The sequence below is a fragment of the Halalkalibacillus halophilus DSM 18494 genome (genome assembly GCF_000423105.1).
Classification (GTDB): domain Bacteria; phylum Bacillota; class Bacilli; order Bacillales; family Alkalibacillaceae; genus Halalkalibacillus; species Halalkalibacillus halophilus.
The window spans coordinates 131,369-155,976 of the sequence record NZ_AUHI01000007.1; the positions used below are offsets into that span (position 1 = coordinate 131,369).

35 protein-coding genes are annotated in these 24,608 nt (G+C 37.0%); 17 read left to right on the forward strand and 18 right to left on the reverse strand.

Annotated features, from left to right (window positions below; translation table 11 throughout):
• The first annotated feature begins 115 nt into the window (after window positions 1-115).
• Window positions 116-379: a DUF4190 domain-containing protein gene (locus G532_RS14830; RefSeq protein WP_051189070.1), complete on the forward strand. Its 264-nt coding sequence runs from the start codon at window positions 116-118 to the stop codon at window positions 377-379.
• A 49-nt stretch (window positions 380-428) separates the two neighbouring features.
• Here the strand turns inward: G532_RS14830 and G532_RS0105490 are convergent, their stop codons facing one another.
• Genes G532_RS0105490 through G532_RS0105515 form a run of 6 tightly spaced genes read right to left on the reverse strand, consistent with a single transcriptional unit; the run spans window position 429 to window position 2,227 of the window.
• Window positions 429-647, reverse strand: a complete 219-nt coding sequence (locus tag G532_RS0105490) for a spore germination protein (RefSeq protein ID WP_027963892.1) — start codon at window positions 645-647, stop codon at window positions 429-431.
• Window positions 648-655: 8 nt separating this feature from the next.
• Window positions 656-1,021 (reverse strand): spore germination protein GerPE, encoded by a 366-nt coding sequence (locus G532_RS0105495; RefSeq protein ID WP_027963893.1) that lies wholly within the window; start codon window positions 1,019-1,021, stop codon window positions 656-658.
• A gap of 22 nt (window positions 1,022-1,043) precedes the next feature.
• Window positions 1,044-1,226: a hypothetical protein gene (locus G532_RS0105500; protein ID WP_027963894.1), complete on the reverse strand. Its 183-nt coding sequence runs from the start codon at window positions 1,224-1,226 to the stop codon at window positions 1,044-1,046.
• Window positions 1,207-1,785 carry a spore germination protein GerPC gene (gerPC, locus tag G532_RS15605; protein WP_027963895.1) on the reverse strand — a complete coding sequence of 193 codons (579 nt, stop codon included), beginning with the start codon at window positions 1,783-1,785 and terminating at the stop codon, window positions 1,207-1,209. Before gerPC ends, G532_RS0105500 begins: the two co-directional genes overlap by 20 nt.
• Before the next feature lie 20 nt (window positions 1,786-1,805).
• Window positions 1,806-2,015 (reverse strand): spore germination protein GerPB, encoded by a 210-nt coding sequence (locus G532_RS0105510; RefSeq protein WP_027963896.1) that lies wholly within the window; start codon window positions 2,013-2,015, stop codon window positions 1,806-1,808.
• Complete coding sequence (locus G532_RS0105515; RefSeq protein ID WP_027963897.1) at window positions 2,006-2,227, reverse strand: spore germination protein; 222 nt, start codon at window positions 2,225-2,227, stop codon at window positions 2,006-2,008. The genes G532_RS0105510 and G532_RS0105515 overlap by 10 nt, the downstream gene beginning before the upstream one ends.
• 112 nt (window positions 2,228-2,339) lie before the next feature.
• Here G532_RS0105515 and G532_RS0105520 point away from each other — a divergent pair, with 112 nt between their 5' ends.
• The 8 genes from G532_RS0105520 to G532_RS0105555 all read left to right on the forward strand — a co-directional run bounded on the left by G532_RS0105520 (window position 2,340) and on the right by G532_RS0105555 (window position 7,931).
• The gene (locus G532_RS0105520) at window positions 2,340-3,506 is read left to right on the forward strand and encodes a DUF418 domain-containing protein (RefSeq protein WP_027963898.1); all 1,167 of its coding nucleotides are present in this window, start codon (window positions 2,340-2,342) and stop codon (window positions 3,504-3,506) included.
• 4 nt (window positions 3,507-3,510) lie between these two features.
• Window positions 3,511-4,710 carry a DUF2157 domain-containing protein gene (locus G532_RS0105525; protein ID WP_027963899.1) on the forward strand — a complete coding sequence of 400 codons (1,200 nt, stop codon included), beginning with the start codon at window positions 3,511-3,513 and terminating at the stop codon, window positions 4,708-4,710.
• On the forward strand, window positions 4,707-5,222 hold the full coding sequence (locus G532_RS0105530; protein ID WP_027963900.1) for a GDYXXLXY domain-containing protein: 516 nt from the start codon (window positions 4,707-4,709) through the stop codon (window positions 5,220-5,222). Before G532_RS0105525 ends, G532_RS0105530 begins: the two co-directional genes overlap by 4 nt.
• A 5-nt stretch (window positions 5,223-5,227) precedes the next feature.
• Complete coding sequence (locus G532_RS0105535) at window positions 5,228-5,491, forward strand: hypothetical protein (protein WP_027963901.1); 264 nt, start codon at window positions 5,228-5,230, stop codon at window positions 5,489-5,491.
• A gap of 39 nt (window positions 5,492-5,530) precedes the next feature.
• A complete protein-coding gene (locus G532_RS0105540) occupies window positions 5,531-5,776 on the forward strand; it encodes a hypothetical protein (RefSeq protein WP_027963902.1) in 246 nt (81 codons plus the stop codon).
• Between the two features lie 205 nt (window positions 5,777-5,981).
• On the forward strand, window positions 5,982-6,353 hold the full coding sequence (locus G532_RS0105545) for a GntR family transcriptional regulator (RefSeq protein ID WP_027963903.1): 372 nt from the start codon (window positions 5,982-5,984) through the stop codon (window positions 6,351-6,353).
• On the forward strand, window positions 6,346-7,215 hold the full coding sequence (locus G532_RS0105550; protein WP_027963904.1) for an ATP-binding cassette domain-containing protein: 870 nt from the start codon (window positions 6,346-6,348) through the stop codon (window positions 7,213-7,215). The genes G532_RS0105545 and G532_RS0105550 overlap by 8 nt, the downstream gene beginning before the upstream one ends.
• Complete coding sequence (locus G532_RS0105555; RefSeq protein WP_156882545.1) at window positions 7,215-7,931, forward strand: hypothetical protein; 717 nt, start codon at window positions 7,215-7,217, stop codon at window positions 7,929-7,931. The genes G532_RS0105550 and G532_RS0105555 overlap by 1 nt, the downstream gene beginning before the upstream one ends.
• Window positions 7,932-7,973: 42 nt before the next feature.
• Here the strand turns inward: G532_RS0105555 and G532_RS0105560 are convergent, their stop codons facing one another.
• From G532_RS0105560 to G532_RS0105570, 3 genes are all read right to left on the reverse strand, one after another.
• A complete protein-coding gene (locus tag G532_RS0105560) occupies window positions 7,974-8,474 on the reverse strand; it encodes a GNAT family N-acetyltransferase (protein ID WP_027963906.1) in 501 nt (166 codons plus the stop codon).
• Window positions 8,475-8,494: 20 nt separating this feature from the next.
• On the reverse strand, window positions 8,495-9,478 hold the full coding sequence (locus G532_RS0105565; RefSeq protein WP_027963907.1) for a glutathione S-transferase family protein: 984 nt from the start codon (window positions 9,476-9,478) through the stop codon (window positions 8,495-8,497).
• Window positions 9,479-9,653: 175 nt separating this feature from the next.
• Complete coding sequence (locus tag G532_RS0105570; protein ID WP_027963908.1) at window positions 9,654-10,841, reverse strand: ornithine--oxo-acid transaminase; 1,188 nt, start codon at window positions 10,839-10,841, stop codon at window positions 9,654-9,656.
• 165 nt (window positions 10,842-11,006) lie between these two features.
• Here G532_RS0105570 and G532_RS0105575 point away from each other — a divergent pair, with 165 nt between their 5' ends.
• A complete protein-coding gene (locus tag G532_RS0105575; RefSeq protein ID WP_051189071.1) occupies window positions 11,007-11,396 on the forward strand; it encodes a YisL family protein in 390 nt (129 codons plus the stop codon).
• Between the two features lie 80 nt (window positions 11,397-11,476).
• Complete coding sequence (locus tag G532_RS0105580; RefSeq protein WP_027963910.1) at window positions 11,477-12,847, forward strand: alpha-amylase family protein; 1,371 nt, start codon at window positions 11,477-11,479, stop codon at window positions 12,845-12,847.
• 68 nt (window positions 12,848-12,915) lie between these two features.
• Here G532_RS0105580 and G532_RS0105585 read toward each other — a convergent pair whose 3' ends face one another.
• Window positions 12,916-13,776: a DegV family protein gene (locus tag G532_RS0105585; RefSeq protein ID WP_027963911.1), complete on the reverse strand. Its 861-nt coding sequence runs from the start codon at window positions 13,774-13,776 to the stop codon at window positions 12,916-12,918.
• A gap of 93 nt (window positions 13,777-13,869) precedes the next feature.
• Between G532_RS0105585 and G532_RS0105590 the strand changes: the two genes are divergently transcribed.
• Together G532_RS0105590 and G532_RS0105595 are read left to right on the forward strand one after the other, a co-directional pair.
• Window positions 13,870-14,724 (forward strand): YitT family protein, encoded by an 855-nt coding sequence (locus tag G532_RS0105590; RefSeq protein ID WP_027963912.1) that lies wholly within the window; start codon window positions 13,870-13,872, stop codon window positions 14,722-14,724.
• Between the two features lie 57 nt (window positions 14,725-14,781).
• Window positions 14,782-15,738 carry a BsuPI-related putative proteinase inhibitor gene (locus G532_RS0105595; RefSeq protein ID WP_027963913.1) on the forward strand — a complete coding sequence of 319 codons (957 nt, stop codon included), beginning with the start codon at window positions 14,782-14,784 and terminating at the stop codon, window positions 15,736-15,738.
• 96 nt (window positions 15,739-15,834) lie between these two features.
• On the opposite strand, the gene G532_RS0105600 is transcribed toward G532_RS0105595, so the two are convergent.
• Window positions 15,835-16,098, reverse strand: a complete 264-nt coding sequence (locus tag G532_RS0105600) for a NifU N-terminal domain-containing protein (RefSeq protein WP_027963914.1) — start codon at window positions 16,096-16,098, stop codon at window positions 15,835-15,837.
• Between the two features lie 110 nt (window positions 16,099-16,208).
• On the opposite strand from G532_RS0105600, the gene G532_RS14840 reads away from it, so the two are divergent.
• Window positions 16,209-16,658, forward strand: coding sequence for a hypothetical protein (locus G532_RS14840; protein WP_051189072.1), 450 nt, complete (start codon window positions 16,209-16,211; stop codon window positions 16,656-16,658).
• Between the two features lie 283 nt (window positions 16,659-16,941).
• On the opposite strand, the gene dat is transcribed toward G532_RS14840, so the two are convergent.
• From dat to G532_RS0105645, 7 genes are all read right to left on the reverse strand, one after another.
• Window positions 16,942-17,796: a D-amino-acid transaminase gene (gene dat / locus G532_RS0105610; protein ID WP_027963915.1), complete on the reverse strand. Its 855-nt coding sequence runs from the start codon at window positions 17,794-17,796 to the stop codon at window positions 16,942-16,944.
• A gap of 122 nt (window positions 17,797-17,918) precedes the next feature.
• The gene (gene phnE, locus G532_RS0105615; RefSeq protein WP_027963916.1) at window positions 17,919-18,716 is read right to left on the reverse strand and encodes a phosphonate ABC transporter, permease protein PhnE; all 798 of its coding nucleotides are present in this window, start codon (window positions 18,714-18,716) and stop codon (window positions 17,919-17,921) included.
• A complete protein-coding gene (gene phnE, locus G532_RS0105620; RefSeq protein ID WP_027963917.1) occupies window positions 18,716-19,537 on the reverse strand; it encodes a phosphonate ABC transporter, permease protein PhnE in 822 nt (273 codons plus the stop codon). Before phnE (G532_RS0105620) ends, phnE (G532_RS0105615) begins: the two co-directional genes overlap by 1 nt.
• Entirely contained in the window at window positions 19,518-20,309 is a 792-nt protein-coding gene (gene phnC, locus G532_RS0105625) for a phosphonate ABC transporter ATP-binding protein (protein ID WP_027963918.1), read from the reverse strand. The genes phnE (G532_RS0105620) and phnC overlap by 20 nt, the downstream gene beginning before the upstream one ends.
• Window positions 20,310-20,413: 104 nt before the next feature.
• A complete protein-coding gene (locus G532_RS0105630; RefSeq protein WP_027963919.1) occupies window positions 20,414-21,340 on the reverse strand; it encodes a phosphate/phosphite/phosphonate ABC transporter substrate-binding protein in 927 nt (308 codons plus the stop codon).
• A gap of 159 nt (window positions 21,341-21,499) precedes the next feature.
• The gene (locus G532_RS0105635) at window positions 21,500-21,685 is read right to left on the reverse strand and encodes a DUF3813 family protein (protein ID WP_027963920.1); all 186 of its coding nucleotides are present in this window, start codon (window positions 21,683-21,685) and stop codon (window positions 21,500-21,502) included.
• Between the two features lie 225 nt (window positions 21,686-21,910).
• Window positions 21,911-22,750 carry a Cof-type HAD-IIB family hydrolase gene (locus G532_RS0105645; RefSeq protein ID WP_027963921.1) on the reverse strand — a complete coding sequence of 280 codons (840 nt, stop codon included), beginning with the start codon at window positions 22,748-22,750 and terminating at the stop codon, window positions 21,911-21,913.
• 193 nt (window positions 22,751-22,943) lie between these two features.
• Here G532_RS0105645 and yjfP point away from each other — a divergent pair, with 193 nt between their 5' ends.
• The 3 genes from yjfP to G532_RS0105660 all read left to right on the forward strand — a co-directional run.
• A complete protein-coding gene (gene yjfP / locus G532_RS0105650; RefSeq protein WP_035512603.1) occupies window positions 22,944-23,708 on the forward strand; it encodes an esterase in 765 nt (254 codons plus the stop codon).
• 74 nt (window positions 23,709-23,782) lie between these two features.
• A complete protein-coding gene (locus tag G532_RS0105655) occupies window positions 23,783-24,094 on the forward strand; it encodes a metal-sulfur cluster assembly factor (protein WP_027963923.1) in 312 nt (103 codons plus the stop codon).
• Between the two features lie 297 nt (window positions 24,095-24,391).
• Window positions 24,392-24,608, forward strand: a 217-nt coding sequence (locus G532_RS0105660; RefSeq protein ID WP_027963924.1) for a transposase, incomplete at its 3' end; no start/stop codon positions are given.

Below are 24,608 nucleotides of genomic sequence, written 5' to 3' on the forward strand. Positions count from 1 at the left end.
CAAAACTCTACATCGAAATTGATCGGTGGTGAACACACTATATCAGCAATCAACACCATAAATTGACACCTATAACCTAGGTAGATACTGTATGCACAAGGGAGGACGAATCGTAATGACAGATACAGCAGTAACGCAACAAAATGGAATTAGTTCTTTAGCCATTGCTTCGTTTGTAATTGGGTCAATTGCTTTATTCACCGTGCTACAAACCGCTTTACTCTCATTGGTTTTAGGTATTGTGGGATTAATTCTTGGATTTATTGCACTATACCGAGTGAAGACGCATCGATTACAAGGTAGAGGAATAGCTTGGACGGGAGTTATTTTTAGTGTCGTTGCTCTTTCTATTCCGGTTGCTATTATGCTAGTGTTTTAATTCCTATATAAATTAAAAGCGGATGCTAATTTTAGAGCATCCGCTTTTTTTATTTATTCGCAGTAATTGGCTGATCTTTAAAGTCTGGATCGAATGGGTTGGAGGAGCTTAGCATGCTATTGGTTTGGATGAATTGTCCGGTATTATTCGAGCCAGCACCTGTGTTTGATTTGGATGAACTTTTCGGTGCAATGTAAAAGGCATCTCCAAAATTCACTGTTCCGCCACTAACGCTATTGAGTTTAAGTGGTCCGACAATCGATGGCATATTTTCACCTACTCTTCGTTCGACGTGTCGCGCAAGATGCGTGTGTGTTTTACTTTCGTTGAAGCATCTGCATGTTTTAAAGTTCCGATTTGAACACCGGAAGAACCTGTTAACCCAGTGATATTCACCTTTCCTACCTTTACAGGACTGTGCGAGTTGTTGATAAAATCAATAGGCACTTTTTCTAATTGAAGTGGATCGGGTTCATAAAAAAATGGTTCATCTTCAAAACGATATTGATTTATAAATTCCTTCGTAAAGACCGCCCCTTCTTGCTGAACGGCAATGGCTACTAATGTTGGATCAAATTGTGTAAGATCCCCTATTTGTACTCGTGAAGAAAATTCGATGGAATACACGTTGACATGATTCACTTTTGCTACCCGTCCCATTCGTCTAACCGGATACATTCGCGAAAGGTATGACGTTTTCGATTACATATGATTCAGGTGGGGAGTCAAAAGTGGAAGCAAATTGGAGATGTTCGCTATCGCCAATTAATAATAGCGAAGAAGATGATACCCCTGTTACATCAATACTTCCGACTTCCAAATGATGATTATGATTCGTTATCTTCATTATAATGCTCCTTTATATGCGAAATGTGATGCGCAACGCCTTGGTTAATCTCTTTTTTTATATGAACGACGAGTTTTTGGAGTGCCTCTAATTCAATTGCGCCATTTCGCTGATCCATATTATTAATATAATGGTTCACTCGTTCAGGTAATTGACGTCTTAAGTCTTGTAAAACCAACTGCATCTGTTCGTCTGTTAAAACTATTTCCTGTGAGTGAGCTTGCTTTCTAATTTCTTGCGGTACTTGCTGGTGTATATGTGGTTGCAATTGATCCAATAGTAACTTCTCATAATAATTCGCTTGTTCTTGATCTGGTAAATCTATCTGATCAAAAGGAAGGGTTTGGGTAGATGGAACGCCAATATTTAATGTGCCTTCCAATGTTTCGATCTTTAATTGTTCAAAATTATATTCTATAGGAGCAGGAGGAGGATGTTCCAACTGCTTCTTTTGTAGATGATCTATTTTCTCGGAGAGTTCCGTTACCAATTGGTTTTGGACATGCAGTTGTTGTTCGAGTGAAGCTAATTTTTCGAGTAGGTATGGGTGTACATACATGTCGTCCCCTCCCAGAATTTTTAGATTTGAAGCGGCAAGTGAGGTAACGGGACTATTGGAAGTCTTTGTATTTCTGCTTCTTCCGCAGGCTCCGTATAACCTCCTGTATTATATGCATTCGATACGGTTTGAATAAGCCCTGAACTACCGATTTGTAGTACCGAAGCATTGTTGATGGAACCGACTTTAAGAAAGTTCACACGTATTTGTTGATGAATGGTTATATCCATGCGCTTTCACCCTGATCTATAAAATCACTATCATTTACTGCCATATATGAATGGGAAGCTTCTACAGTAATTTGATCACCAGTATTAAAGGAGCCGCCTCCTGCAAATGTTTTTGCCGCACTGTATGGAGTTGCCATATAAGTGTCCCCAACTTGAACAATACTTGAAGAACTCACACTAATTACTTGCATAGCACCAACAAAACCAGGCATCTGTATGCGCTCCTTTCCCTTTTACTATATGTATAGAATCAAAAAACGTCACTTTGACGTCAGAGCTTTGTGTTAAAATATAGAAAATGTAGTAACTAAGGAGGAATATTCGATGCAACCACTACAACAACCTACTCAAAATCGTAACCATTCGATAGACGCTATTCGAGGGTTTGCGCTGTTTGGCATACTCATGGTCAATTATCTAAGTTTTCATTCCCCGCATTTTATGTATGGTGGGATGGATGAGTTTCATACTTCTTCCGGAGATCAAACCATATTAACGATAATTGATTGGTTTTTCCAAGCGAGCTTCTATCCTTTGTTCTCACTATTATTCGGTATTGGGATTTATATGATGTATATTCGTTTACAAGCAAAAGCACCTGAACAATCGAAGAAAATTTTAATTCGTCGTATGATCGTATTAGGGTTCATTGGATTGATTCATGGGGTTTTTATTTGGTATGGAGATATTTTACTTACATATAGTGTTATAGGATTAATTAGTATTTTATTTTTGAATATGAAAGTGAAGACACTTGTGAAAACTGCTGTTAGTATGCTTGTCATTGTGGCAACATTATTTTCGCTCATGTACTACGGAATAAAAGATTACTTAGAAAGTTACCGCGACCAACAATCTATTCAGGCATCTTTTGAGAATTATCAAGGTGGTTTCTCTCAAATCTTCTCACAAAATTTAAATGACTGGCTTGTTATGGTGGGCCCATTTCAATGGCTAGTTATTATACCGACTATTCTGCCGATGTTTTTATTTGGAATTGCCTTGATGAAGTCGGGTTGGTTAACCAATACAGAAGCCCATTTATCTTCGATGAAAAAGGCATTATACGCCTCAGGATTAATCTTTCTAGTGTTTAAGATTGGACCTTATGCAATTGGAATGCCTGCATGGTTAGATCTTTTACAAGACACACTTGGTGGGTCAGCTTCTAGTTTGTTTTACTTCTTAGGTGCAATGATTATTTTTGAAACGGGCAAATTAAATTGGTTGAAACATAAACTAAGCCCAGTTGGGAAAATGTCGCTGACGAACTATTTATCGCAATCGGTAGTAGGTTATGTTCTGTTTTATGGTGTAGGTGTTGCGCTTTATGGGCAATTAACATTAATTGTTTTAGTGATGGTTGTAGTGACCGTATTCCTTTTACAAGTGATGGTGAGTTCGTGGTATGCGAAGCGTTTTTATTACGGTCCTGCTGAATGGATTTATCGTAGTTTGACTTACGGTAAGGTACAGAAGTGGAAGAGGTGAGCAAATGAAAAAGCGATGGTTGGAACAAGAATCGAAACAGTGGATCGACGATGGAATTATTAATACACAACAGCGTGAAGAAATTTTAGCGCGGTACCAGGGGCGGTCCAACATATCTTTATTGTTCTTTTTTGCAGCGATATTAATCGGATTGGCAGTCTTATCAGTGATTGCAACAAATTGGACTGATCTAACAGAAATGGTGCGAATGGGAATCATTATATTCTTTCTAATCGTTTTTAATAGCTTAGGTTACTGGTTGGATGGAAGGGGCTTCAAACAATATGGACTGTTTTGTTATGTGGTAGCACTTGGAATATTCGGTGCAGGAATCTTCTTGGCATTTGATATGTACGGATTTCCCTTCCATGCGCCTTATGGTTTTATTGCCTGGGCCATTGCCTCGTACTTGATTTACCTAAGTAGACCGAGCTACACGCTCTGGCTTGTTGGTGTTTTAGTAGTGATAGTAGGTCAACTAAATGCAAGCTTCAGTTTACAAGAGTTTAATTGGATTTTACTCGGAATTTATATTATAGGGTTTGGGACGTCCTTATTTTACTTAAGAAAGCCAATCGATAGCTGGATTTTTGTTGCTGGGTTAATGTCACAGCTTTTTGCTTATGCATTAGAGTTGGAAGCTTATTATTGGCTAACGGTTTTCGCATTAGTTGTTTATATTTTCTCCTTCTTTATAAAAAGGAATGGGATTTCTCAAGCATTTCGTGTAGTGGCGATTATTACAGTCTTTATCCTAACGATCTTTCATGCGACAATTTATGAGTCTTTACCAGTTCCAGACGACGCTTCAGTGAGTTGGGTGTATTTTGTTTTACTTGGAATAGGAATCGTGGGTGCTATCTATTTATTATTGAGAGAGAACCATAAATGGGAGATGGCACGTTTGATTATCTTTTTACCGGTGTTTATCGTTCCAGAGTGGTCAACTTTATTAGCTTGTAGCATGTTACTTAGCTTTTCTTTATTAATTTTAATAGAAGGTTTTGTCCGAAATGATCAACGACAAATAAATATTGGTACATTTACATTTCTACTGACTATACTAATCATCTATTTTCAAGTAGCATGGGAGTTTTTCGATCGTTCCTTATTTTTCTTGATTGGTGGAATCATCCTTTTTGTGATTGGTTTTGTCTTGAATCGACAAAAGCATAAGTGGCAACAGGGAGTGGACGAATCATGAAAAGAAATCTATTTATAGTTGCAGTTTGTGTACAAATTGTTTTATTATTGCTGTTAGCGTGTTCACCTTATTTCCTTGATCGATTTGGTACAGAGGTTACATTACAAACCGTTTCGAGTGAGCATTACGAACGTATGTGGGAAAATGAACTATATCTTGAATATGAAGCAGAAACAGTTCGTCCGGAAAACTGGTTTGTTTCTGATGAAGTGTCCTTTAATGAATCATTATATGTATTATTAACTCCGAATGAACGAGGGATACATGTGGTAAAAGCTGTTTCAAATCAAAAACTGGAAGAAGAGGCAGAGGACGTGATGGTTAAGGCACGTTATCAGTATCAAGATGAGCAAGACCTACATCATTTGAATATTGGTATATCCAATCATACATTAGAGAAAGATGACGTTTCTGCCTTGACGAATTATAAAGATCGATTGCTTGTGACAATCACGTTCTCACCTTGGGGTCAGAAGCGGATTGAAAGGGTCGAAACAGTTAGTGGGGAGTAAGTGAAATGAAAGAAATGATGTCGAGAGTTTTTGTTGTGTTAGTAACGATTTCAATTATTTATGGATTTAATCAAATAGGAGAATACCTAGAAGTATTATACTTCCATGTAATTGCACGTTACGCTATTGTCGTTGCCATTTTAGCATTTGCTGCGTATTTTTCTATTTGGCTAAGAAATATGATCGACCAAATATCTATAGCATTAATCATCTATTCCATAGCAAATAGCCTGATGGTTATATTCTTTGCTTATGTGATTTTTGTGTAAAACTATAATGGCACGTTAGAAAGAGAGAGGGGCAAGACGATGGGGAAAAACGAAATCTTGAAAGTTGAAGTAATCTTTTCATTTATTACTTTATTATTGATATTAGGTAACTTTATTTTTGAAATGCCGTATTTGATTACAATAGCTTTATTTACAGGTAGTGTCATGCTTGGTTGCATGGGAATCAGACGTATGATCGATGAGAGAAAGGTTTTAGGATCGATCTTCTTTTTCTTAGCAGCAATAGTACTATTATCTGGTATGATGGAAATTTTCACGAGGTAAATTCTTAAAGGTGTGGGTTTTTAATGAGATTTAAGTCTAAGTACCGTGATTTGTTTTTATTTGAATGGATAACTAAATAAGAGTAAAAAGAGAAATTTTCTTAAATGAAAATTTCTCTTTTTTGTTTACTTTCATAAACTACATATGTATACTTGTATGCACAGGTAACCAACCAAACAACCTAGGTGAGTTGGGAGTGAAGTAAGTGAGACCAGTATTAGATGAATCACAGCCGTTATTTCAGCAAATTGCTCAAATGATTGCGGATGAAATAGTTTCCGGAGAGTTGAGTGAAGGAGATCGTATTCCTTCTGAACATGAACTCTCTAAGTTCTACAATATAAATCGGGCAACAGTAAGGAAGGGGTTGCAGATGCTTGTTGATGAGGAACTTGTTTATAAGCAACGCGGAATCGGGATGTTTGTAAAAGAAGGAGCTTATATGAAGTTATTAAAGGATCGACAGCACCAATTTAGAGAGAATTACCTAGCACCACTATTAGCGGAAGCAAAACGATTGGAAATAAGCAAAAATGATTTATTTAACTTGATAGAAGGGGAGTCTGAAGATGATTAAATGTGAAAGGATCACATACAAGTACGGTAATCAAACGGTTTTATCTGATTTTTCATTAGTAGAAAATGAACCGACAATTACCGCTTTGTGGGGACGTAATGGAGCAGGAAAAACTACGATGATGAAGTTGTTGGCAGGGCATTTCAAGCCAAATGAAGGCATTATTTCTGTGCTAGGTGAACAGCCCTTCAACAACACAAGACTTGGTGAAAAAATTTGCTTTATGGAAGAGGAGCACCCCTTTAGTATCATTTGGAACGTCCAAGATGCATTAAGGTTTGGGAGCTATTTTAATAAGAATTGGGATGACACGTTAGCTTATGAATTAGTAGAAACTTTTCAATTAGATCTTAAAAAGAATATAAAAAAGTTATCAAAAGGTATGCGTTCTGCACTTCAATTCATCATTGGGATCTCCAGTCATGCTGAAGTTACGATCTTAGATGAACCAACGAATGGTTTGGATGCTGCAATGCGAAAGAAAATGTACCGTGTTTTATTAGAAAGTTATGAAGCTCACCCACGCTTAATCTTATTATCCACCCATCATATTGATGAGATACAATCGATTTGTGAACGGCTAATTGTTATACAAAATCAACAAATAGCTCTTCAAGAGGAGATGGATGAAGTAAGAGAGTTAGGCTTCTGGTTAACAGGAGAGATAGAAAAAGTGGAAGGTTTAGTAGCAAATGAAACGGTATTGACAAAAGAATATATGGGAAATCAATTGAAGGTGTTGGTGGATGCTCCATTCAACAGTGATTGGAGAAATACAGCTGAGCAACATCGAGTTTCTATTGCTTCTTGTGATATCCAGGATTATTTACTTTATAAAACAGAGGAAGGTGTAATGCCATGATGTCACGTGGAATGAATCGAATGATTTTGGAAGATGCAACGTTTACTTTAGGAAAAATTTTGTTCCTTTATGTAACGATTCCGCTAATGGTTATGTGGATTTTGATTGGCTACTTCTTAGGAAATATGAGTGAAGATGTCGTTATTGCGATCTCTGGTCCTGCCTATTTTTTCTTTCCAATGTTTGCGATAGCTGGATACAAAACGATGATTCCAGTTGCAGTAGGACTTGGGGGCACACGTAAGGATTTTCTCAAATCCTTTTATGTTATAAGTTTGTTTGCAGTTACAGTTGTTGTAGTTATTTTAAATGTGTTGCAGTTAATATTAAAAGAAAGTTATCGTCTGATGGACTTACCGAATACCATCTTACATCCAGCAGTTTTCTTTAATATGGAGTACAACTTTTTCTCCTATGTATTAGTAGATTTGATGTTTGGGATATTTTTGTTCTGTATTTCTTTTTTATTCTTTGCGATCTACTTTCGATTAGGTTTTCGTGTAAGTATTATTATCCTAATGGGACTATTCATTCTAGGTACAACTTTATACTATATCGGATTAATTGGTCTTGATAGTTTTGAATGGCTAATAAATCACAATTTAAACGACTATGTTGTCTTCGCAATCGTTATTCTAGTTAGTCTTCTTGCGTTAATGATTACCTATCCTATCTTAAAAAATAGTCGATTGCGTGCTAAAACTAAATATGAATAAGAAAAGAGAGTTCCCGTAAAAAAATAAGGGAACTCTCTTTTTTTATATTCTAAGGGCATATGCTTTAACGACAATACCATCATCCGCAGGTTCGAAGTCATATTTAGGCATGCGCTGGAAACCGTAACGTTCATATAAGGTAATAGCGCCTTTCATGAATTCTCCCGTGTGTAAGCCAATATGGCTGTAACCTTTTTCTTTTGTGATGCGAACACATTCATCAATTAATGCAGAAGCAACACCTTTACCACGTACTTTTGGTTCTATTGCTAGCATACGGATTTCTGGATAGTCCAGTTCATCCACATATCCCTCATAAGCATCCGTTTTAGCAGGGAATAAAGCGACACTTCCTACAATTTCATCATCTTTAATTGCAACAAGTAAATTTACATCTGGTCCTTGATCGCCTTCTTGCATAATTGCTTCTTTAAGTGCTTGCCAGTGTTCTTTTGAGAGTGCATCTGCATGTTCTTCATATGCCTTCACTCGTTGATATCGCACGTTTTCGATTTCTTCTGGTTTAGCTTGGCGAATCTCCATATTTTATCCCTCCAGTTTTATTATCGTAAAAATTTATCCTGCTGATCACTTAATTTTTCTCTTCCGTGGGGCTGGTCCCAGACTTCTAAATCAGGACCTTTTGGTAAAATGCTTGTAGCAGTTTTATCCGGATTAATAGTGACGGACACATGATAATGTTTTTTGATAGATTCAAAATCAGTTGTATCTCCAAATCCTGGTGTTTGATATAAATCACGAGCATAGCTCCATAAATTAGTATATTCTCGAATGAGGTTTCTATTTGTATTAAACCCATTATAATAGGCTGCATCAAAGCGAGCGAGAGTAGTATATAATCGGACATCTGCGTCAGTTATATAATCACCCATTAAGAAACGATTTTCTGCTAAATGCGCTTCCAGTTCATCTAAACGAGCAAATAATTGGTCAAATGCTTCCTCATAAGCTTCTTGGGAGTGGGCAAAGCCACATTTATAGACTCCATTATTAATTGTATGGAAGTTAGATTCGTTCATCTGATCGATTTTATCTTGTAAATGTTCTGGGTACAAATTTGGAGCATTTTCTTTATGATGAGGTGCCCATACGGTTTCAAAGTAATTAGTGAGGTTAAAATAATCATTATTGACTGCTTGCTTTGTTTGTAAATCTACCATTACTGGAACGGTAGGACGACCTTCATAATTTGAATCAGCATTAAAATAAACTTCACTTACATATTCAATACTTAACTCTGGGTCCTGATTATTTTCATCTAATGTAAATGCCCAATCTACCCGACCGATATTAGGACGCATTGGACTTGCTGTACCTAAACTAATTACTTGATCTAATCCTAATAGCTTGCGGACAATCACTGCTCTGTGCGCCCACGGGCAAGCAGGGGACCAAAGTAAACGATATTTACCAGGTTCCACTACCAACTCTTCTTGCTTGTTACCAAACGGTGTAGTGAATCTATTTTTCTGACGTTTGAATGAACCGTCTTTACTAATTTCTTTTGGTTTATTAGTCAACATCATACATCCTTTCAAATTGGAAATGAACGAAAATTCAGTAAGGTATTTGAAGTTAACTATACCTGTTTAAAAATATCAAAGTCAAGAAAAGGGTATTTCGCATGGATTAAATTTCAGAGTAATAATGTATAACAAAAAAAACCGACTGAATGTATTCAGTCGGTTTGGTTCTGGCTCATTAAAGTACTTCTGTAATTTTATCAATTGCCCAATCTAAATCCTCTTTTTCAATAACAAGTGGAGGGGCAAATCGGATGACATTTTCGTGCGTTTCTTTACATAATAACCCTTTTTCTTTCAGTTGCTCACAGTATTTGCGCGCTGGTACGGTTAATTCAACTCCAATGAATAACCCTTTTCCACGAACTTCTTTGATTACGGGATTATCGATTTCTTTTAAGCGGTCCATCATGTAAGTTCCGAGTTCAAGTGAGCGAGCTGCAAGATTTTCATCTTCTAATACTTCTAAAGAAGCAAGAGATACAGCACAACCTAATGGATTACCACCAAAGGTAGATCCGTGGGAACCAGGATTGAAGACACCTAAAATCTCTTTATCCGCTACAACACAAGAGATAGGAAAAACTCCACCACCGAGTGCTTTTCCAAGAATTAATACATCTGGTTCAACATTTTCCCAGTCACATGCAAACATTTTCCCTGTTCGAGCAAGTCCTGCCTGAATTTCATCAGCAATAAACAACACATTATTATCTTTACATACATCATGTGCTTCTTTTAAGAAACCTTCAGGAGGCATAACAATACCTGCTTCTCCTTGGATTGGCTCTAATAAGAAGCCTGCTGTATTTTCTGTAATTGCTTCTTTTAATGCATCTACGTCACCATATGGAATTAACTTAATTCCAGGTAATAATGGCCCGAATCCTCTTTGATATTCTTCTTCAGAAGATAAGGAAACAGCTGACATCGTACGACCATGGAAGTTTCCAACGCATGCGATGATTTCTGCTTGGTTCTCTTGAACTCCTTTTACATCGTATGCCCAACGTCTTGTTGCTTTAATCGCTGTTTCGACTGCTTCAGCACCTGTATTCATTGGTAGTGCCATATTTTTGTTGGTTAACTTACAAATTTTTTCATACCATGGCCCAAGTTGATCGTTGTGGAATGCACGGGAAGTTAACGTCACTCGGTCCGCTTGTTCTTTTAATGCGCCAATGATTTTTGGGTGACGGTGACCTTGATTTACTGCAGAATATGCACTCAACATATCTAAGTAACGATTACCCTCTGGATCTTTTACCCAGATGCCGTCTGCTTGTGAGATTACAATTGGTAAAGGGGTGTAATTTTTTGCGCCGTATTGATTCGTTTGTTCGATAATTTCATGACTATTTGTCATCGAATCCCTCCTAAAATCTCGTTCCGTAGGCAAGCGTTTTCACTTTAAAATGCTTGCATCACTTGTTATTATACCCGTTTCATTAGATTGTTTCAAAGTTGTCAACAAATTCATAGCAGCTACTTGTAAATCATGGTAGGATAGAATAAAAAGGAGGAATGTTTCATGGATCATCAATCAATGGCACTCCTACATATCTTTTCGTGGGGTACTGCACTTATATTATTTATTGTTGCGTATGTAATGATTACAAAAGGCAAGGCTGCAAAACCAATTAAAATTATACAAATGATTTTACGTGTATTTTTCGTTTTAATTATTGCAACCGGTGCAGATCTATTTTTCCAGCTGTACTTCGGAGTTCAGGGTGGTTATTTTGCAGAATCGATTATTAAAATCATTACTGGCGTATGGGTAATCGGTGCAATGGAAATGACTTTAGCAATGAAGAAAAAAGGAAAGAAAGTATTTATAGGTTGGATTCAATTTGCGGTTGCGATGATTTTAGTATTAATACTAGGGTTTGCTCGTTTACCATATGGATTTTTACCTTAAGAAAAGGAAGCCTCGCATGTCGGGGCTTTTTTTAAACCGAATATGTAAGAAGTATGTGTTAAGGAAAGAAGGAATCTGTTATGAAAAATGTCTACAAAACGATTACTAGTCTTGTCATTATTATCTTAGCAACTTCAACTTATGTACATGCTGAGGAAAATAATGAGCGAAATAGTTACTATTATATATTAGTCGACCGGTTTCAGAATTCTAATGAAGTTAGTGAAGAAGGAATTGATCGTGATGATGCAGAAGGTTTTCATGGCGGGGACTTTCTAGGTATTGCAGAACGGATAGATCATATCGACAATTTAGGGATTAGTCACGTTATTCTTTCTCCAATTTTTGATAGTGAATCGTACACAGGTGAGAGAGTTCAAAGTCTCGACGAGATTCAACCAACGTATGGAGATGAAACAGATCTTCAAGAAGTGGTAACTCAGTTGAATGATAGCGATATGAACGCAGTACTTCAAATCCCTCTTGGGAAGATGGCAGAACAGGTAGATTGGAGTACCCAAGAAAATCAGGAGTATTTAATAGAGCGGTTACGTTATTTATCCGAGGAAATTGGGGTTACTGGCTTTTATTTTGAGGATATAAACAGTTTATCTGATTCATTCTGGGAAACCTTATCTCAGGAATTAGATTCGTTTATGATAGGTTCTCTAAGTGATGAGGAAGCGAATGTAGAGAACATGCTTGAAGTGGGATTCGACCGCGTGTTACACCCTAATTTTCATGAAGATGCACAATCGATTTTTTATGATATTGAAACCGATGTTACACCTTTATTAGATGATTTAACGTATAACCGAGAAGTGGTTCACTATATGGATCATTATGATACAGATAGATTTACCCGTGCGATGGAAGAATCAGGGTTACATCCAATTACTAGATGGAAAATCGCTTTAACGTATTTGTACATGTCCCCAAATGAACCTTGGCTTTATCAAGGGGATGAAATACCTATGGACGGTGTACAAGAGGATCTTAGTCATCATCAAACAATGAACTTTTTAAGTGGTGATGATCAAATTGAGCGACATATAGAAAAACTTGCGAGTGTGGAAGAATCATTTGAAGCAGTGGAGCGTGGTGAGACAACCATATTATACAATGAGAACAATATGTTAGTTTTTGAACACGTTTTAGGGGAAGAACGAGTGATAACTGCAATCAATAATAGTCCTACCCTGCAACGCTATGATATGGAACATCTAGAAGAAGGGTTAGAACTTCGAGGTTTTATCGAGAATGATTTGATTCGTGAAGAAGAAGATGGAACATATGCAATTGCTTTAGAACGTGAGTCGACCAATGTTTATGCAGTTCAAGCTGATCAAGGTATAAACTGGGCACTAACATTAATCTTTGGTGGCGTAATGGGAATCTTTGTAGTGTTTGCTGTAACGATGTATGTAAAAAATAGAAGAAACATGTACTAAATATTAAAAAACTCCGGACATTTCCAAATCAAATTTGGAAGTAGTTCGGAGTTTTTCTACTTCTTTATTTAGATTTCTACGTTATCTAAAAAGAATAGAGCAATCGTTCCAGGTCCAGCGTGGGCCCCGATTGCAGAACCAATCGGATGAATGATAATATCTTTTGGATTCAATTCTTCTCGTAACATCTCAGCTAGTTTCACAGCGTTTGATTCGTCATCACCATGTGTGATGGCAATGGTTTGATCCTCGATTTTTGAACCGCGTTCCTTTGTTAACTCTACCATTCTTCCAAGAACCTTTTTCGCACCTCTGACTTTTTCAAGTGGCACAAGTTTACCCTCATCGACATGAAGTAAAGGTTTAATTTTTAAAAGGCCACCAACAAATGCTTGTGCTTTACTTACTCGACCGCCACGTTGTAAATATTCTAAGTTGTCTACAGTAAATACATGAACCATGTGATTAACATAGAAGTTCGCTGTATCTAAAACATCTTGAATATCTCCGCCGTTTTTGATAGCTTTAGCAGTATGATAAGCAATTAATCCGTGACCCATAGAAGCAGCAAGAGTGTCTATGATATAAATTTCAGGGTTGTCGAATTCTTCTTCTATTTGTTGTTTTGCGATTGTTGCTGACTGGTACGTTCCAGATAATTCAGATGAAAATGCTAAGTAAATAATTGGGGTATCGGCTTCTACGTATTTTTTGAAATACTCATAAAAAGTTTCTGGCGTAGCTTGAGCCGTTTTCGGTACGGAACCACTTCGCATTGCTTCATAAACAGCGATGGACTCAATGTTTTCTCGGTCATAGTAATCTTTATCGTCTAAGTGTACAATGAGTGATACCATGTCTATGTCATACTGATTTAAAATATCTTGCGGTAAATCTGAGCCTGAATCTACTATTAATTTCATGTTCATGTATTTCCTCCTAGATATTTTATTAATCTATTATTATACTTTAGTTTAATAGCACTAAACGCATACGTCAATGTTCATGTAAAGGAGGCAGACATGTTTATATTTGAAGCAAAACGTTTTGTAATTGTAATTATCGGGGCTTTTCTTAATGCCTTATCACTGAATTTCTTTTTAATTCAAGCGAATGTCTATGCTAGTGGATTTACTGGTGTAGCCCAAATGACATCGAGTATTTTTCAAGACTTTCTTAACATTGATCTTAGTACTGGTATATTACTTGCCTTATTAAATATCCCGGTAGCTATTTTGGGGTGGATGAAAGTGGGAAGGGGCTTTACTGTTTATAGTATTATTTCAGTAGCTTTTACCACACTATTCTTAGAGACCATTCCCCTCACTTCCTTTTCTGAGGACATTTTACTAAACGCTGCATTCGGTGGAATTCTAGCAGGAACTGGGGTTGGAATTACATTGAAATTGGGTGCGTCAACAGGTGGTATGGATATTGTCGCAATGGTCCTATCTCGTCTGAAAGATCGCCCGATAGGTATTTACTTCTTATCGCTAAACAGTTTAATCATCTTATTAGCAGGCGTGTTATATGATCCTGAGAAAGCATTATATACACTTGTAACCTTATACGTTACTACACGTGTAATCGACGCATTGCATACGCGACATGAAAAGTTAACAGCAATGATTGTAACTTCGAAAGGACCAGCAGTTAGTAAAGCAATCCACGCAAATATGGTACGAGGAATCACTCGTGTTCCTGCAAAAGGTGCGTTTACAGATGAAGAGCGTGAAATGTTAGTCATGGTTATAACACGATATGAACTATACGATTTAGAGCACATTGTACAAGAAGCAGATCCAAATGCGTTTACAAATATAGTTCAAACGGCTGGAATCTTTGGCTTTTTCCGAAAAGAAGATGAGAAAGTGTAACTTTTTTGTTTTTAATTCGACTAATATAATAAGACGACAAAAGAAGGGGTGACACTTGTGAAGAAAATTCTCCTACTACTTTTTGCAGCATTATTATTAGTGTTAGTAGCATGTAATAATAACGATGATGAGGCGGAAGAGGAAGAAAATGAGGAAGTTGAAGAGGAAGAGAATGAAGAAGACGATGAAACGGGAATGATGGATATGTTAACTTTTAATGTGGATACAGAAACAGAAGAAGAATACGTTACATTTCAAATGAACCTCACGAATGATACAGAAGACGAGGTGGAGTTGACATTTAACTCTGCCCAGCGTTATGAAATTGTCATTAGTGACGCTGAGGGCGAGGAAGTTTATCGTTATTCCGATGACATGATGTTCACCCAAGCAATAGATTATGTAGATCTTGCAGCTGGAGATACGTTAGAACTGGAACAGCAATGGGATTATCGAGGATCTGATGGTCAACGGTTAGAAGAGGGAACCTATGACTATACGGTAGAATTGGTTGCTACTGAAATCAATGGTGAAGAGATTGAGGAAGGTATATATTCTTCTGAAGGATCAATAGACATACCAGCTACAGAAGAAAATAATGAACAAGCAGACGACGTAGATGAATCAGGTTCAACTAGTGGGGATTCAAGCGAAGATAATTCATCATCTGATAACAGTGGGTCTTCTGGTGAAGAAGATCAAAGCGGTGAAGGAATGTTTAGAAATGTAGAAGTGACAGGTTCTAGTGGTAGTTATACTGTTACAGGAGAAGCAGAAGTACCTGAAGGCGCCTTTCAATACACAGTCGAAGATGGGCACATGATGCTTGTAGAAGAAGAAACAGTGCAAATCGAAGGTGGACCAGGGTATCATTCTTTCGAAATTGAGGTGGATATTCCAGAAGAAGATCTACCAAACTTCGGAGTAATTAGTATGGTATTGTATTGGTATAATTCAGAAACTGGGGAACAAGATGACCATTATCCAGTTACTTTAGAAAGTTTAAATCAATAAGGTATAAAACTGGTGTTCCGTTCAAGGGGCACCAGTTTTTTTGTGATGTATAAAGAAAAAACCTCTCACATAAATTGTGAGAGGTTAAGAGTAAAATTAATATCCATAGCTTTCGATAATGTTTTCAACTTTTGTGGACAATTCTTCCCACTGCGCATCAAATGTTTTGTTTACCGTGATAAAGTTGTGATAACCGAATACATTATCTACACCTTCCACTTGCATTAATTCATTTAACACATCAAATTCGCTTGTTTCCCCATCCATAACAGAAATACTATCGTCTCCAGGGAAAATCACGGAGTCTACTGTGAACTTCATCGCATTTGGATTTGGTGTTGGTTCTGCAATTACAGGCATTCTTAAATCCCTCCTCAAATTCTCTCTTCTAATGATAGCATGAAAATGAACGATTAAAAAGAATTTAAAACACGGAAATGGTATGATAGAAAAGGAAGGAGGGGAATGGTATGACTCATTTATACATAGCAATCATCGTCGGAATTATTTCATCAACGGCAATCAGCCTTTATTTTTATATTATTGAGGCGATGACAGGAAAACAACTCTTTACGTTGTTATTAAATATCGATTTCATTTACGATCCAAGTGACGGCGGAGCAGTGTATATGGCATTCGAATATTCCTTACATGTATTTGTTGCTATTTCAATTGTGTTGGTTTATTTGTATTGGATCACAAGAAAGAAGGAGTTTTGGCAGAGGAGAATGGAGATTGCTGGACTTCTAACATTCATTGCATTTTTGACGTACTTTCCACTTACTATGCTTGCAAACACCACTACACCTGCAGTGACAGATGCGGTAGCAATTTTTGATTGGTTTGTAGGACATGTTATATTCTTTTTTAATCTGTATTATCTAAGTGAATGGCTGATGAAAAAATACTTTTTTGATTAAAGGGAATGGAGAAACATCGTAAATAAAGAGTCTGGGACAACTGAGCTAGCATGAAAATCTGAACAATAAAATGCGGTGCGACTAACTCGCTCCTGAAATAGACTGCGCTTTCCGCGGGGAGCTGGTGAGCCTCCTCATGCAAAGCATTCCGGGGTCTCACCTGAGCTCTATTTCCCGCAGGAGTCTCCGTCTATTTCATCCGCTTTTTATAAGCTTTGTTCGTGTTATTCATGACTACAGACATTTTTGCCCCAGCCTTGTTTTATTATAGTACAGACACGAATTAATTTACTGGTAATGTTTCTAACGATTGGTGCTTCGCGAAAGACTGGAGTAGCTGCTTTGTTACATCACCAGGTTTCCCATTAGCGATTACCTCATTCTCAATTTGAACAACAGGAACGATCTCAGCAGTAGTAGAAGCGACAAACACTTCATCTGCCTCGTGCAAGAAATCAAGGCTAAAAACTGTTTCTTCCACTGGTACATTTGTTTCTTCAGCTACATGCAAGATATAACGTCTCGTAATCCCGTTTAAAATATAATTGTCAGCTGGGTGAGTATATAGGGTGCCGTCTTTTACAACAAATACATTCGTTGAGGAGCCTTCTGTTACATGATCTTCATTACGATAGAAGATTGCTTCGAATGCGCCATTTTCTTTTGCCTTCTGTTTTGTCATGACATTTCCTAAAAGGTTTAAGCTTTTAATGTCACATCTTAACCAACGAAAATCTTCTTCTAATATGACCTGTACTCCAGTTCCCTGTTCTGCTACAGGTTTTACAACATGAATCGGATAGGCGAATAGAGTAGGTTGTGCATCACTTGGGTATGGGTGCGCTCGAGGGGCAATTCCGCGAGAAACTTGAAGATAAATACCACCATCTTCGACTTCATTGGCTTCTAAAAGTTCAATTAAGTCATCTCTTAATCCATTTTCCTCCAAATCATATGTAATGCCAATTTCATTTAAACTATACTGCAAGCGTTTAATATGATCTTCTAATAAGAAGTATTCTCCGTTGTAAACGCGAATTACTTCATAAACCCCATCTCCAAATTGAAATCCGCGGTCTTCCATATCAATCGTAGCTTCTTTGCGCTCAATAAATGTATTATTTTTTAGCACGATCATGATTGTCATCTCCTTATTTTCTAACTAGTATATCCTATTATGGTAGCTTGTCCATAAGTACATGTAAAGGTAAAAAAGAAAGGAATTATGAAGAGAGGCCCTCATAATTCCTAGAGTATAGCTTATACAATTTTTCGCCTAATATACGTGCTTGCGTAGTCAATGATTGTTACGACTACAATAATTACAAATAGAATCATTCCCATATCGCTCCAGTTACGATTACTTTGAGCGAAGAAAATCATTGTACCAATTCCACCAGCACCAACATAACCTAAAATTGTAGAGGCACGTACGTCGATTTCAAATCTGTAGATTGCGTAGGATAAAAACTCAGGAATAACTTGTGGAATAATCCCGTGGAACATAATTTGAATTTTGTTCGCACCATTTGCTTCCATAGCTTCTACGACATTCATGTCAATCGATTCAAGTACTTCCGCATACAACTTACCTAGCATTCCGGTAGAACCGATTGCGATTGCTAAGATTCCTGCAAAAGGAGTAGGCCCAACTGCTACTACGAAAAGAATCGCTAAAATTATTTCCGGGAATGCACGAACGCCACTTAGTACCCATTTACCAAAAGTAGCAATGATCTTACTACCAGACATGTTAAATGCAGCGATAAAACCAAGTGGTACAGCAATAATTGCTGCTGCTAGTGAACCAACGTATGCGATGAATATAGTTTCAATCATCATTTCAATTACTTCTCCAGCGCGGTCCCAATTCGGACTAAACAGCTGAGGTACTACTCGTCCATAGTTTGAAGAGAACCTTTCAACTACTCGTGTAAAATCAATACTAATGGATGCGAAAGTCCAAATATATAAAAGTAGTACAGCTAAAATAATAAAAACAATTTTTATCTTTGATTTCATAGAACGTTTACGTTTCGGAGGTAATTGCTGACTCATTATAAAATCGCCTCCCTAATCTTGCCGCTAATCCACTCGATTAGGATAACTACGAAGAAGATTACTAGAATGATAGTCATAACGGCACCATAATTATTAAAACTAAATTGACTCATAAGTAAAGAACCAATACCACCAGCACCAACTAAACCAATGACAACGGATGCTCTGATATTAATTTCAAAAACATAAAGCGAGAAAGAAGTGAATTGTGGCAATACTTGCGGCACTACGCCATATGCAATTGCCTGAATCGTATTCGCACCACTTGCACGCATCGCTTCTACTGGTTGCATATCTGCTGATTCAACTGTTTCGCTTATTAATTTAGCTAATATTCCTAACGAGAACACGAACAATGCAACAATACCACCAAAAACACCAATACCGAACAGTCCTACAAAAATAACTGCTAGGACAACGTCTGGAATTGTTCTTAATACGTTCATGATGAAACGCGTGGTATTGTATACAAACCAGTTGGTTGTGATATTACTTGCAGCTAGTAAACTAACGGGGATTACAATTAATGTTGAAAATGTTGAGGCAATTAATGCCATATGAATCGTTTCAAATAAGCGATTAAATGCAGGACCTAATATATCAAAATTTAACGGGAACATTTTTTCAAAAATTTGATTCATGTTTCCGATTCCATTAAATAAAGTTTGTAAATCAACACCCGTTCGATTGGAACTAAATAACAAGAACCCAATGATGATTACAAAAATCATCGATATTTTAGCTTTAACACGCCAAGGAGAAAGCATTGGGGTGTAGGAATCGTCTTGCAAAGAAGGTTTATTCATTCGATTCGTCATCGTCTTCAACACCTCCGCGTATATCATCTTCACGGATGGATCGACCATAAATTTCTTCAAAAGTTTCTTCTGTTACTTCAGAGACTGGACCATCAAAAACGACTTCACCAGCTCTCATACCAATAATTCGATCAGCATATTCCATCGCCATATCAATGAAGTGTAAGTTTACAATCGTTGTTATACCGTCCTCTTGATTAATTTTCTTGAGGTATTTCATTACTTGATGAGAAGTAGGAGGGTCTAATGATGCGACTGGCTCATCAGCTAAAATGTACTTTGGTTTCTGGGTAAGAACTCGAGCTATACTAACACGTTGCTGTTGTCCTCCACTTAATTCATCCGCACGACTATATATTTTTTCACCAATGTTTACACGATTTAGACTTTCATATGCAAGTGCTTTATCATCTTTGCTGAATAGGTTGAATACAGAACGAAATGTACCTGTATGTCCTAATCGACCAGCTAACACATTTTTATAAACACTATTTCTTTTAACCAAATTATAACTTTGAAAGATCATTCCAACTTTTGTGCGGAGTTTACGGAGTCCGCGACCTTTAAAGCTCATTATATTTTCTTCGTCGACATGAAGTTCTCCTTCAGTCGGTGTAACGAGTCGATTAATACTTCTAATGAAGGTCGATTTACCAGCTCCAGATAAACCTACAATAACTACAAATTCCCCATCCTTGATTTGAATATTGACATCCTTAAGACCTTGATGCCCATTCGGATATACCAAGGACAAATCTTTAAATTCAATCACACTATCCACCCCATGCCTAAAATATGTAAGTACATATAGATAGGACAAAAGGGAGGAACACTCCTCCCTTTTGATACCTAACTATTTAGTTGTAATAATTAAAATTAGTCTAATGAAACGCTGTCGCTAAATCGTTCGTATGTTTCAGCAACAATCTCATATTCAGAATGCTCAGCTTCTGTAATTTCATCCCATGTGTAAACATCATTCATAACTTGAATCATTTCTTCATCTTCGTTAAAGGATAAGAATGCTTCACGAATTTCATCAACTAGTTCGTCATCTAATTCATCAATGACAGAAATCGTATCGTTTGGAATGTCATCAGTATAGTCAATTACATCTAACTCATCAAAGATGTCTGGATAATCTTCTTCTAGGTTTTCACGAACATCTTCAAAAGTTGTTGCAACATCTGCATCCCCATCATAGACAGCAATCGCAGCTGTGTCGTGCCCACCAACTTGAACGGTATCACCGAACCAGTTACTAGTAAGATCACTTTGAGAATCAATTTCGAAACGGTCCATTAATTGAGAGGCTGGGAATAAGAAACCTGAAGTAGAAGTTGCATCAGCATACGCCCATGTTGCTCCTTCTAAGTCTTCTAAAGATTCAATACCAGAATCAGAACGAACCACATATTGTGCACGGTAAGTGTCTGAGCCGTGACGTACGGATTTAAGTATTACTTCGACATCATAGTCGTCGTTTGCAATGACATAACCGAATGCAGGAATGAATCCGATATGTACTTGACCTGAGCCCATTGCTTCTACGAGTGCATTGTAGTTAGTCATTGTACGTGGTTCTACGTCGCGTTCAAGGATTTCTCCAAGACGATCAGCTAAAGGTTCTACTGTGTCTGCAATTTCATCTGAGTCTTGTGACGGTACAAAGCCCATTACTAACTCATCTGGGTTGATACTTTCTTCATCTCCACCATCAGCATCTCCATTATCGGAGTCGCCGCATGCTGCTAAAACAAGGATTAATAAAGCTGCAGCAGTTAACAAAAGTAACTTCTTCAAAATTGTTGCCCCCTTAATAATTTAGAAAATTTTTGAACAATTTAATTATAATTAACATCTTGATTTTATACAACATAATTTTGAAAAATATGATGAATATTTACGAATTCTTAACAAATAAAGTGACACAATCTGAATTGTGTCACTTTGAGGGGAAATTTAGCGATGGTCAGATAATTCTTGTTCTAGTTGTTGAAGCTCTTGTTGTTCTTCTGGAGAACATTGCTCATATGCAGATTGAATACATTGGTGAATCGTTTCTAATTCTTTTTCTTTATCTTGCTGGTTCATTCCGGGTAGACTCTGCATAGCTTGTTTTGCTTGATTTAGGAATTTATTTTCCATGTTTAAAATCCTCCTTTAGAATATTTTTCTTGCTCTTTCTTTTTTCGCTCAGCATCGCGAAAAGCGGGAGATTTTTTGTTCGACTTCTGATCATCACGTTTCGTTTGCTTATGATTCATCGATCGTTTCCTCCTTAAAAGCAAAATAAAAACCCTGAACATGCAAAGCACGTTCAAGGTTAGTTTGTTACATTATAAGCGTTCTATAATGGTAAATGTTTCTTATTTAATTTTTTGGAGTTAATATAGGTGTTTTTAAATTTAGGTATTCTTCTAAGAATTGTGCAACTCCATCTTCATAATTGGAGAGGGTGATTTGATTAGCCATCGTTTTGAGTTCATCAATACCATTCCCCATAGCAACACCTATACCGGCATAATCAATCATCTCAAAGTCATTATCTTCGTCACCAAAAGCGATTATTCTGTTTTTGGGAATGCCGTATTCTTCGGCAATCTTACGCACACCAATTGCTTTATGAAGATCTGAACGGATTACTTCAATTACGTGAAACGGTGCGCCCCATTTCCGGTGATCGATAATAGAAGCGTGTCGCTCTGTTAATACTTCTCTAATTTGATTCACTCGGTCATCATAAGGGTGAATTAAAACAGAAGAAGGATCCTTCTCAACTTTTTGCTTTAAATTTCCGATCACAGGTGGAGCATTTAGTCCTACTTTAAAGAAATCTGTAATAGCATGATTGTTTTCATATTCTATATAAACTTCATCCATAATCTCTGCTAAAATATTTTGAACTCCCACATCATAACAAGTATCAAATATATCGTGTGCCACATCACGTGGTAAAGGAGTATGCATATGATCCCAATCACCGATACGAGGGTGATGGATCAAAGCACCATTCATATTTACGATTGGTGTATCCAAATCCATTTGATAATAAAATTGTTTACTAACACGAAATGGTCTACCAGTTGCAATTGCAACAACATGACCAGCTTCCCTTGCTGCTTTTATCGTTTCAAGCGTTCGTTCTGATACGATTTTCTCATCGTTTAGTAATGTTCCGTCTAAATCTAATGCAATTAAATGTTTCTCCATCTTTTCACCTCATTGTTAACGTCTCATTTGTATAGTATATGTTTGCATTATTTATTGTTTTAAAAAAAATCATATTATACAATTATACCACCAGTTTATTTTTTTGTCATGACTACACTGTTAGGATTTTGTAAATTGCTAATTGGCTTAAGATAATTTATTATTGTAATAAAGTGTTTAGGAGGCAAAATGAATGTCAATTGTTATTGAAAGAAACATAATTGAACATATACCAGCTTTAGTTATACATGACCAGGAACAACAAGCTGCTCCATTACCAGTGGTGATATATTTTCATGGTTTTACTAGTGCAAAAGAACAAAATCTTTCGATCGCTTATTTATTAGCTGAACAAGGGTATCGTGTCGTTTTACCGGACTCTCTTCACCATGGAGAAAGACGAGGAGACGTTTCTGACAATCAAGTACAATTTGATTTCTGGAAAATCGTAAATCAAAATTTACAAGACTTACCAAAGCTGTACGAATGGTTAAATGAAGCAGCTTTGTTAGAGAAAAATCGTTTAGCTGTTGCAGGTACAAGTATGGGTGGCATTACTACCGCAGCTGCACTAACCCAATATGATTGGATTAACGCTTCAGCAATTATGATGGGATCTGCTAAACTGGAAGACATGGCGAAGAATTTGCTAAAAGGAATGGAAGAGCAAGGGATTGAAATTCCCCTTTCTCAACAGGATATTGATGCCCAATTGGCTGGACTGAAGATGATCGACTTTTCTAATCAATTAGAGAAATTAGCTGACCGTCCGCTCTTTATATGGCATGGTGACCGTGATCCCGTTGTTCCTTACGCTCATGCGGAAGAACTATATCAATCCTTATCTGAAACTGGAGCGAAGGAACAAGTTACGTTTGTACGTGAAGCGAATCGTGATCATAAAGTTAGCAGGGATGCGATGTTACAGTTACGTAACTGGATGATTGCATATGTTTAGAGCTTTTTATACTTTAAAATTATTATAAAACATGTTTATAATAAGGGAGAGAACCTTTGAAGGAGGAACTATCAATGGATAAAGAATTAGAAGAAAATCTCTGGGGTGCGATGGAGAACGTAATTGATCCGGAACTAGGGATTGATATCGTGAACCTTGGTTTAGTTTACGGCATAGATTTAGATGATGCAGGCGTTGCAACAGTTACTATGACATTAACTGCGATGGGTTGCCCGTTAGCCGCTACTATTGAACAAGATGTAAAAGATGCTTTATCAGAACTACCTGAAGTAGATGATGTAGAAGTAAATATTGTATGGAATCCGCCTTGGACAAAAGATCGCATGTCACGATATGCGAAAATTGCACTTGGTATTCCAGACTAAATAAACGAAAAAATCCTACTCGGCTAATATTACCGGGTAGGATTTTTATTATGTGCTTTCAGGTTTACATCCATAAATGTTGCACTATATCCATAAATCATGTGCCTTATCCATGAGAATTTATTTTTATCCGGAAAAGTCAATCATTTATCCACGAAACTCAGTATAAATCCTTGGATATCCACGAATCTTTCTTTTTTTCGATTAAGTCCATATAATTGTGTAAAAAGAAAAGGGTCTCATCAATCCTTATGTTACAATGTTTTCACCGTAAAAACATAACAGGAGGAATTGATGATGACCCAACTTCATATTAACGTAGATTACGAGGAATTGAAAGCAGAGCTGATGGAGTCGAATCTCGGAGCCGTATCGAAATCATATATCGTCATTATGATGAACGCTTACATGGAGATGGAGCGAGATCAATACGTACAAACAACGAAATATGAACGACACATGGACCGACAAGATTACCGCAATGGCTACTATTCCCGGGACTATGTCACAGGTT

Coding starts and splice junctions, on each gene's coding strand:
- G532_RS14830 (WP_051189070.1), top strand. CDS start 116: ATGACAGATACAGCAGTAACGCAACAAAATGGAATTAGTTCTTTAGCC.
- G532_RS0105490 (WP_027963892.1), bottom strand. CDS start 647: ATGCCATCGATTGTCGGACCACTTAAACTCAATAGCGTTAGTGGCGGA.
- G532_RS0105500 (WP_027963894.1), bottom strand. CDS start 1,226: ATGAAGATAACGAATCATAATCATCATTTGGAAGTCGGAAGTATTGAT.
- gerPC (WP_027963895.1), bottom strand. CDS start 1,785: ATGTATGTACACCCATACCTACTCGAAAAATTAGCTTCACTCGAACAA.
- G532_RS0105510 (WP_027963896.1), bottom strand. CDS start 2,015: ATGGATATAACCATTCATCAACAAATACGTGTGAACTTTCTTAAAGTC.
- G532_RS0105515 (WP_027963897.1), bottom strand. CDS start 2,227: ATGCCTGGTTTTGTTGGTGCTATGCAAGTAATTAGTGTGAGTTCTTCA.
- G532_RS0105520 (WP_027963898.1), top strand. CDS start 2,340: ATGCAACCACTACAACAACCTACTCAAAATCGTAACCATTCGATAGAC.
- G532_RS0105525 (WP_027963899.1), top strand. CDS start 3,511: ATGAAAAAGCGATGGTTGGAACAAGAATCGAAACAGTGGATCGACGAT.
- G532_RS0105530 (WP_027963900.1), top strand. CDS start 4,707: ATGAAAAGAAATCTATTTATAGTTGCAGTTTGTGTACAAATTGTTTTA.
- G532_RS0105535 (WP_027963901.1), top strand. CDS start 5,228: ATGAAAGAAATGATGTCGAGAGTTTTTGTTGTGTTAGTAACGATTTCA.
- G532_RS0105540 (WP_027963902.1), top strand. CDS start 5,531: ATGGGGAAAAACGAAATCTTGAAAGTTGAAGTAATCTTTTCATTTATT.
- G532_RS0105550 (WP_027963904.1), top strand. CDS start 6,346: ATGATTAAATGTGAAAGGATCACATACAAGTACGGTAATCAAACGGTT.
- G532_RS0105555 (WP_156882545.1), top strand. CDS start 7,215: ATGTCACGTGGAATGAATCGAATGATTTTGGAAGATGCAACGTTTACT.
- G532_RS0105560 (WP_027963906.1), bottom strand. CDS start 8,474: ATGGAGATTCGCCAAGCTAAACCAGAAGAAATCGAAAACGTGCGATAT.
- G532_RS0105565 (WP_027963907.1), bottom strand. CDS start 9,478: ATGATGTTGACTAATAAACCAAAAGAAATTAGTAAAGACGGTTCATTC.
- G532_RS0105570 (WP_027963908.1), bottom strand. CDS start 10,841: ATGACAAATAGTCATGAAATTATCGAACAAACGAATCAATACGGCGCA.
- G532_RS0105575 (WP_051189071.1), top strand. CDS start 11,007: ATGGATCATCAATCAATGGCACTCCTACATATCTTTTCGTGGGGTACT.
- G532_RS0105580 (WP_027963910.1), top strand. CDS start 11,477: ATGAAAAATGTCTACAAAACGATTACTAGTCTTGTCATTATTATCTTA.
- G532_RS0105585 (WP_027963911.1), bottom strand. CDS start 13,776: ATGAACATGAAATTAATAGTAGATTCAGGCTCAGATTTACCGCAAGAT.
- G532_RS0105590 (WP_027963912.1), top strand. CDS start 13,870: ATGTTTATATTTGAAGCAAAACGTTTTGTAATTGTAATTATCGGGGCT.
- G532_RS0105600 (WP_027963914.1), bottom strand. CDS start 16,098: ATGCCTGTAATTGCAGAACCAACACCAAATCCAAATGCGATGAAGTTC.
- G532_RS14840 (WP_051189072.1), top strand. CDS start 16,209: ATGACTCATTTATACATAGCAATCATCGTCGGAATTATTTCATCAACG.
- dat (WP_027963915.1), bottom strand. CDS start 17,796: ATGATCGTGCTAAAAAATAATACATTTATTGAGCGCAAAGAAGCTACG.
- phnE (WP_027963916.1), bottom strand. CDS start 18,716: ATGAGTCAGCAATTACCTCCGAAACGTAAACGTTCTATGAAATCAAAG.
- phnE (WP_027963917.1), bottom strand. CDS start 19,537: ATGACGAATCGAATGAATAAACCTTCTTTGCAAGACGATTCCTACACC.
- G532_RS0105635 (WP_027963920.1), bottom strand. CDS start 21,685: ATGGAAAATAAATTCCTAAATCAAGCAAAACAAGCTATGCAGAGTCTA.
- G532_RS0105645 (WP_027963921.1), bottom strand. CDS start 22,750: ATGGAGAAACATTTAATTGCATTAGATTTAGACGGAACATTACTAAAC.
- yjfP (WP_035512603.1), top strand. CDS start 22,944: ATGTCAATTGTTATTGAAAGAAACATAATTGAACATATACCAGCTTTA.
- G532_RS0105655 (WP_027963923.1), top strand. CDS start 23,783: ATGGATAAAGAATTAGAAGAAAATCTCTGGGGTGCGATGGAGAACGTA.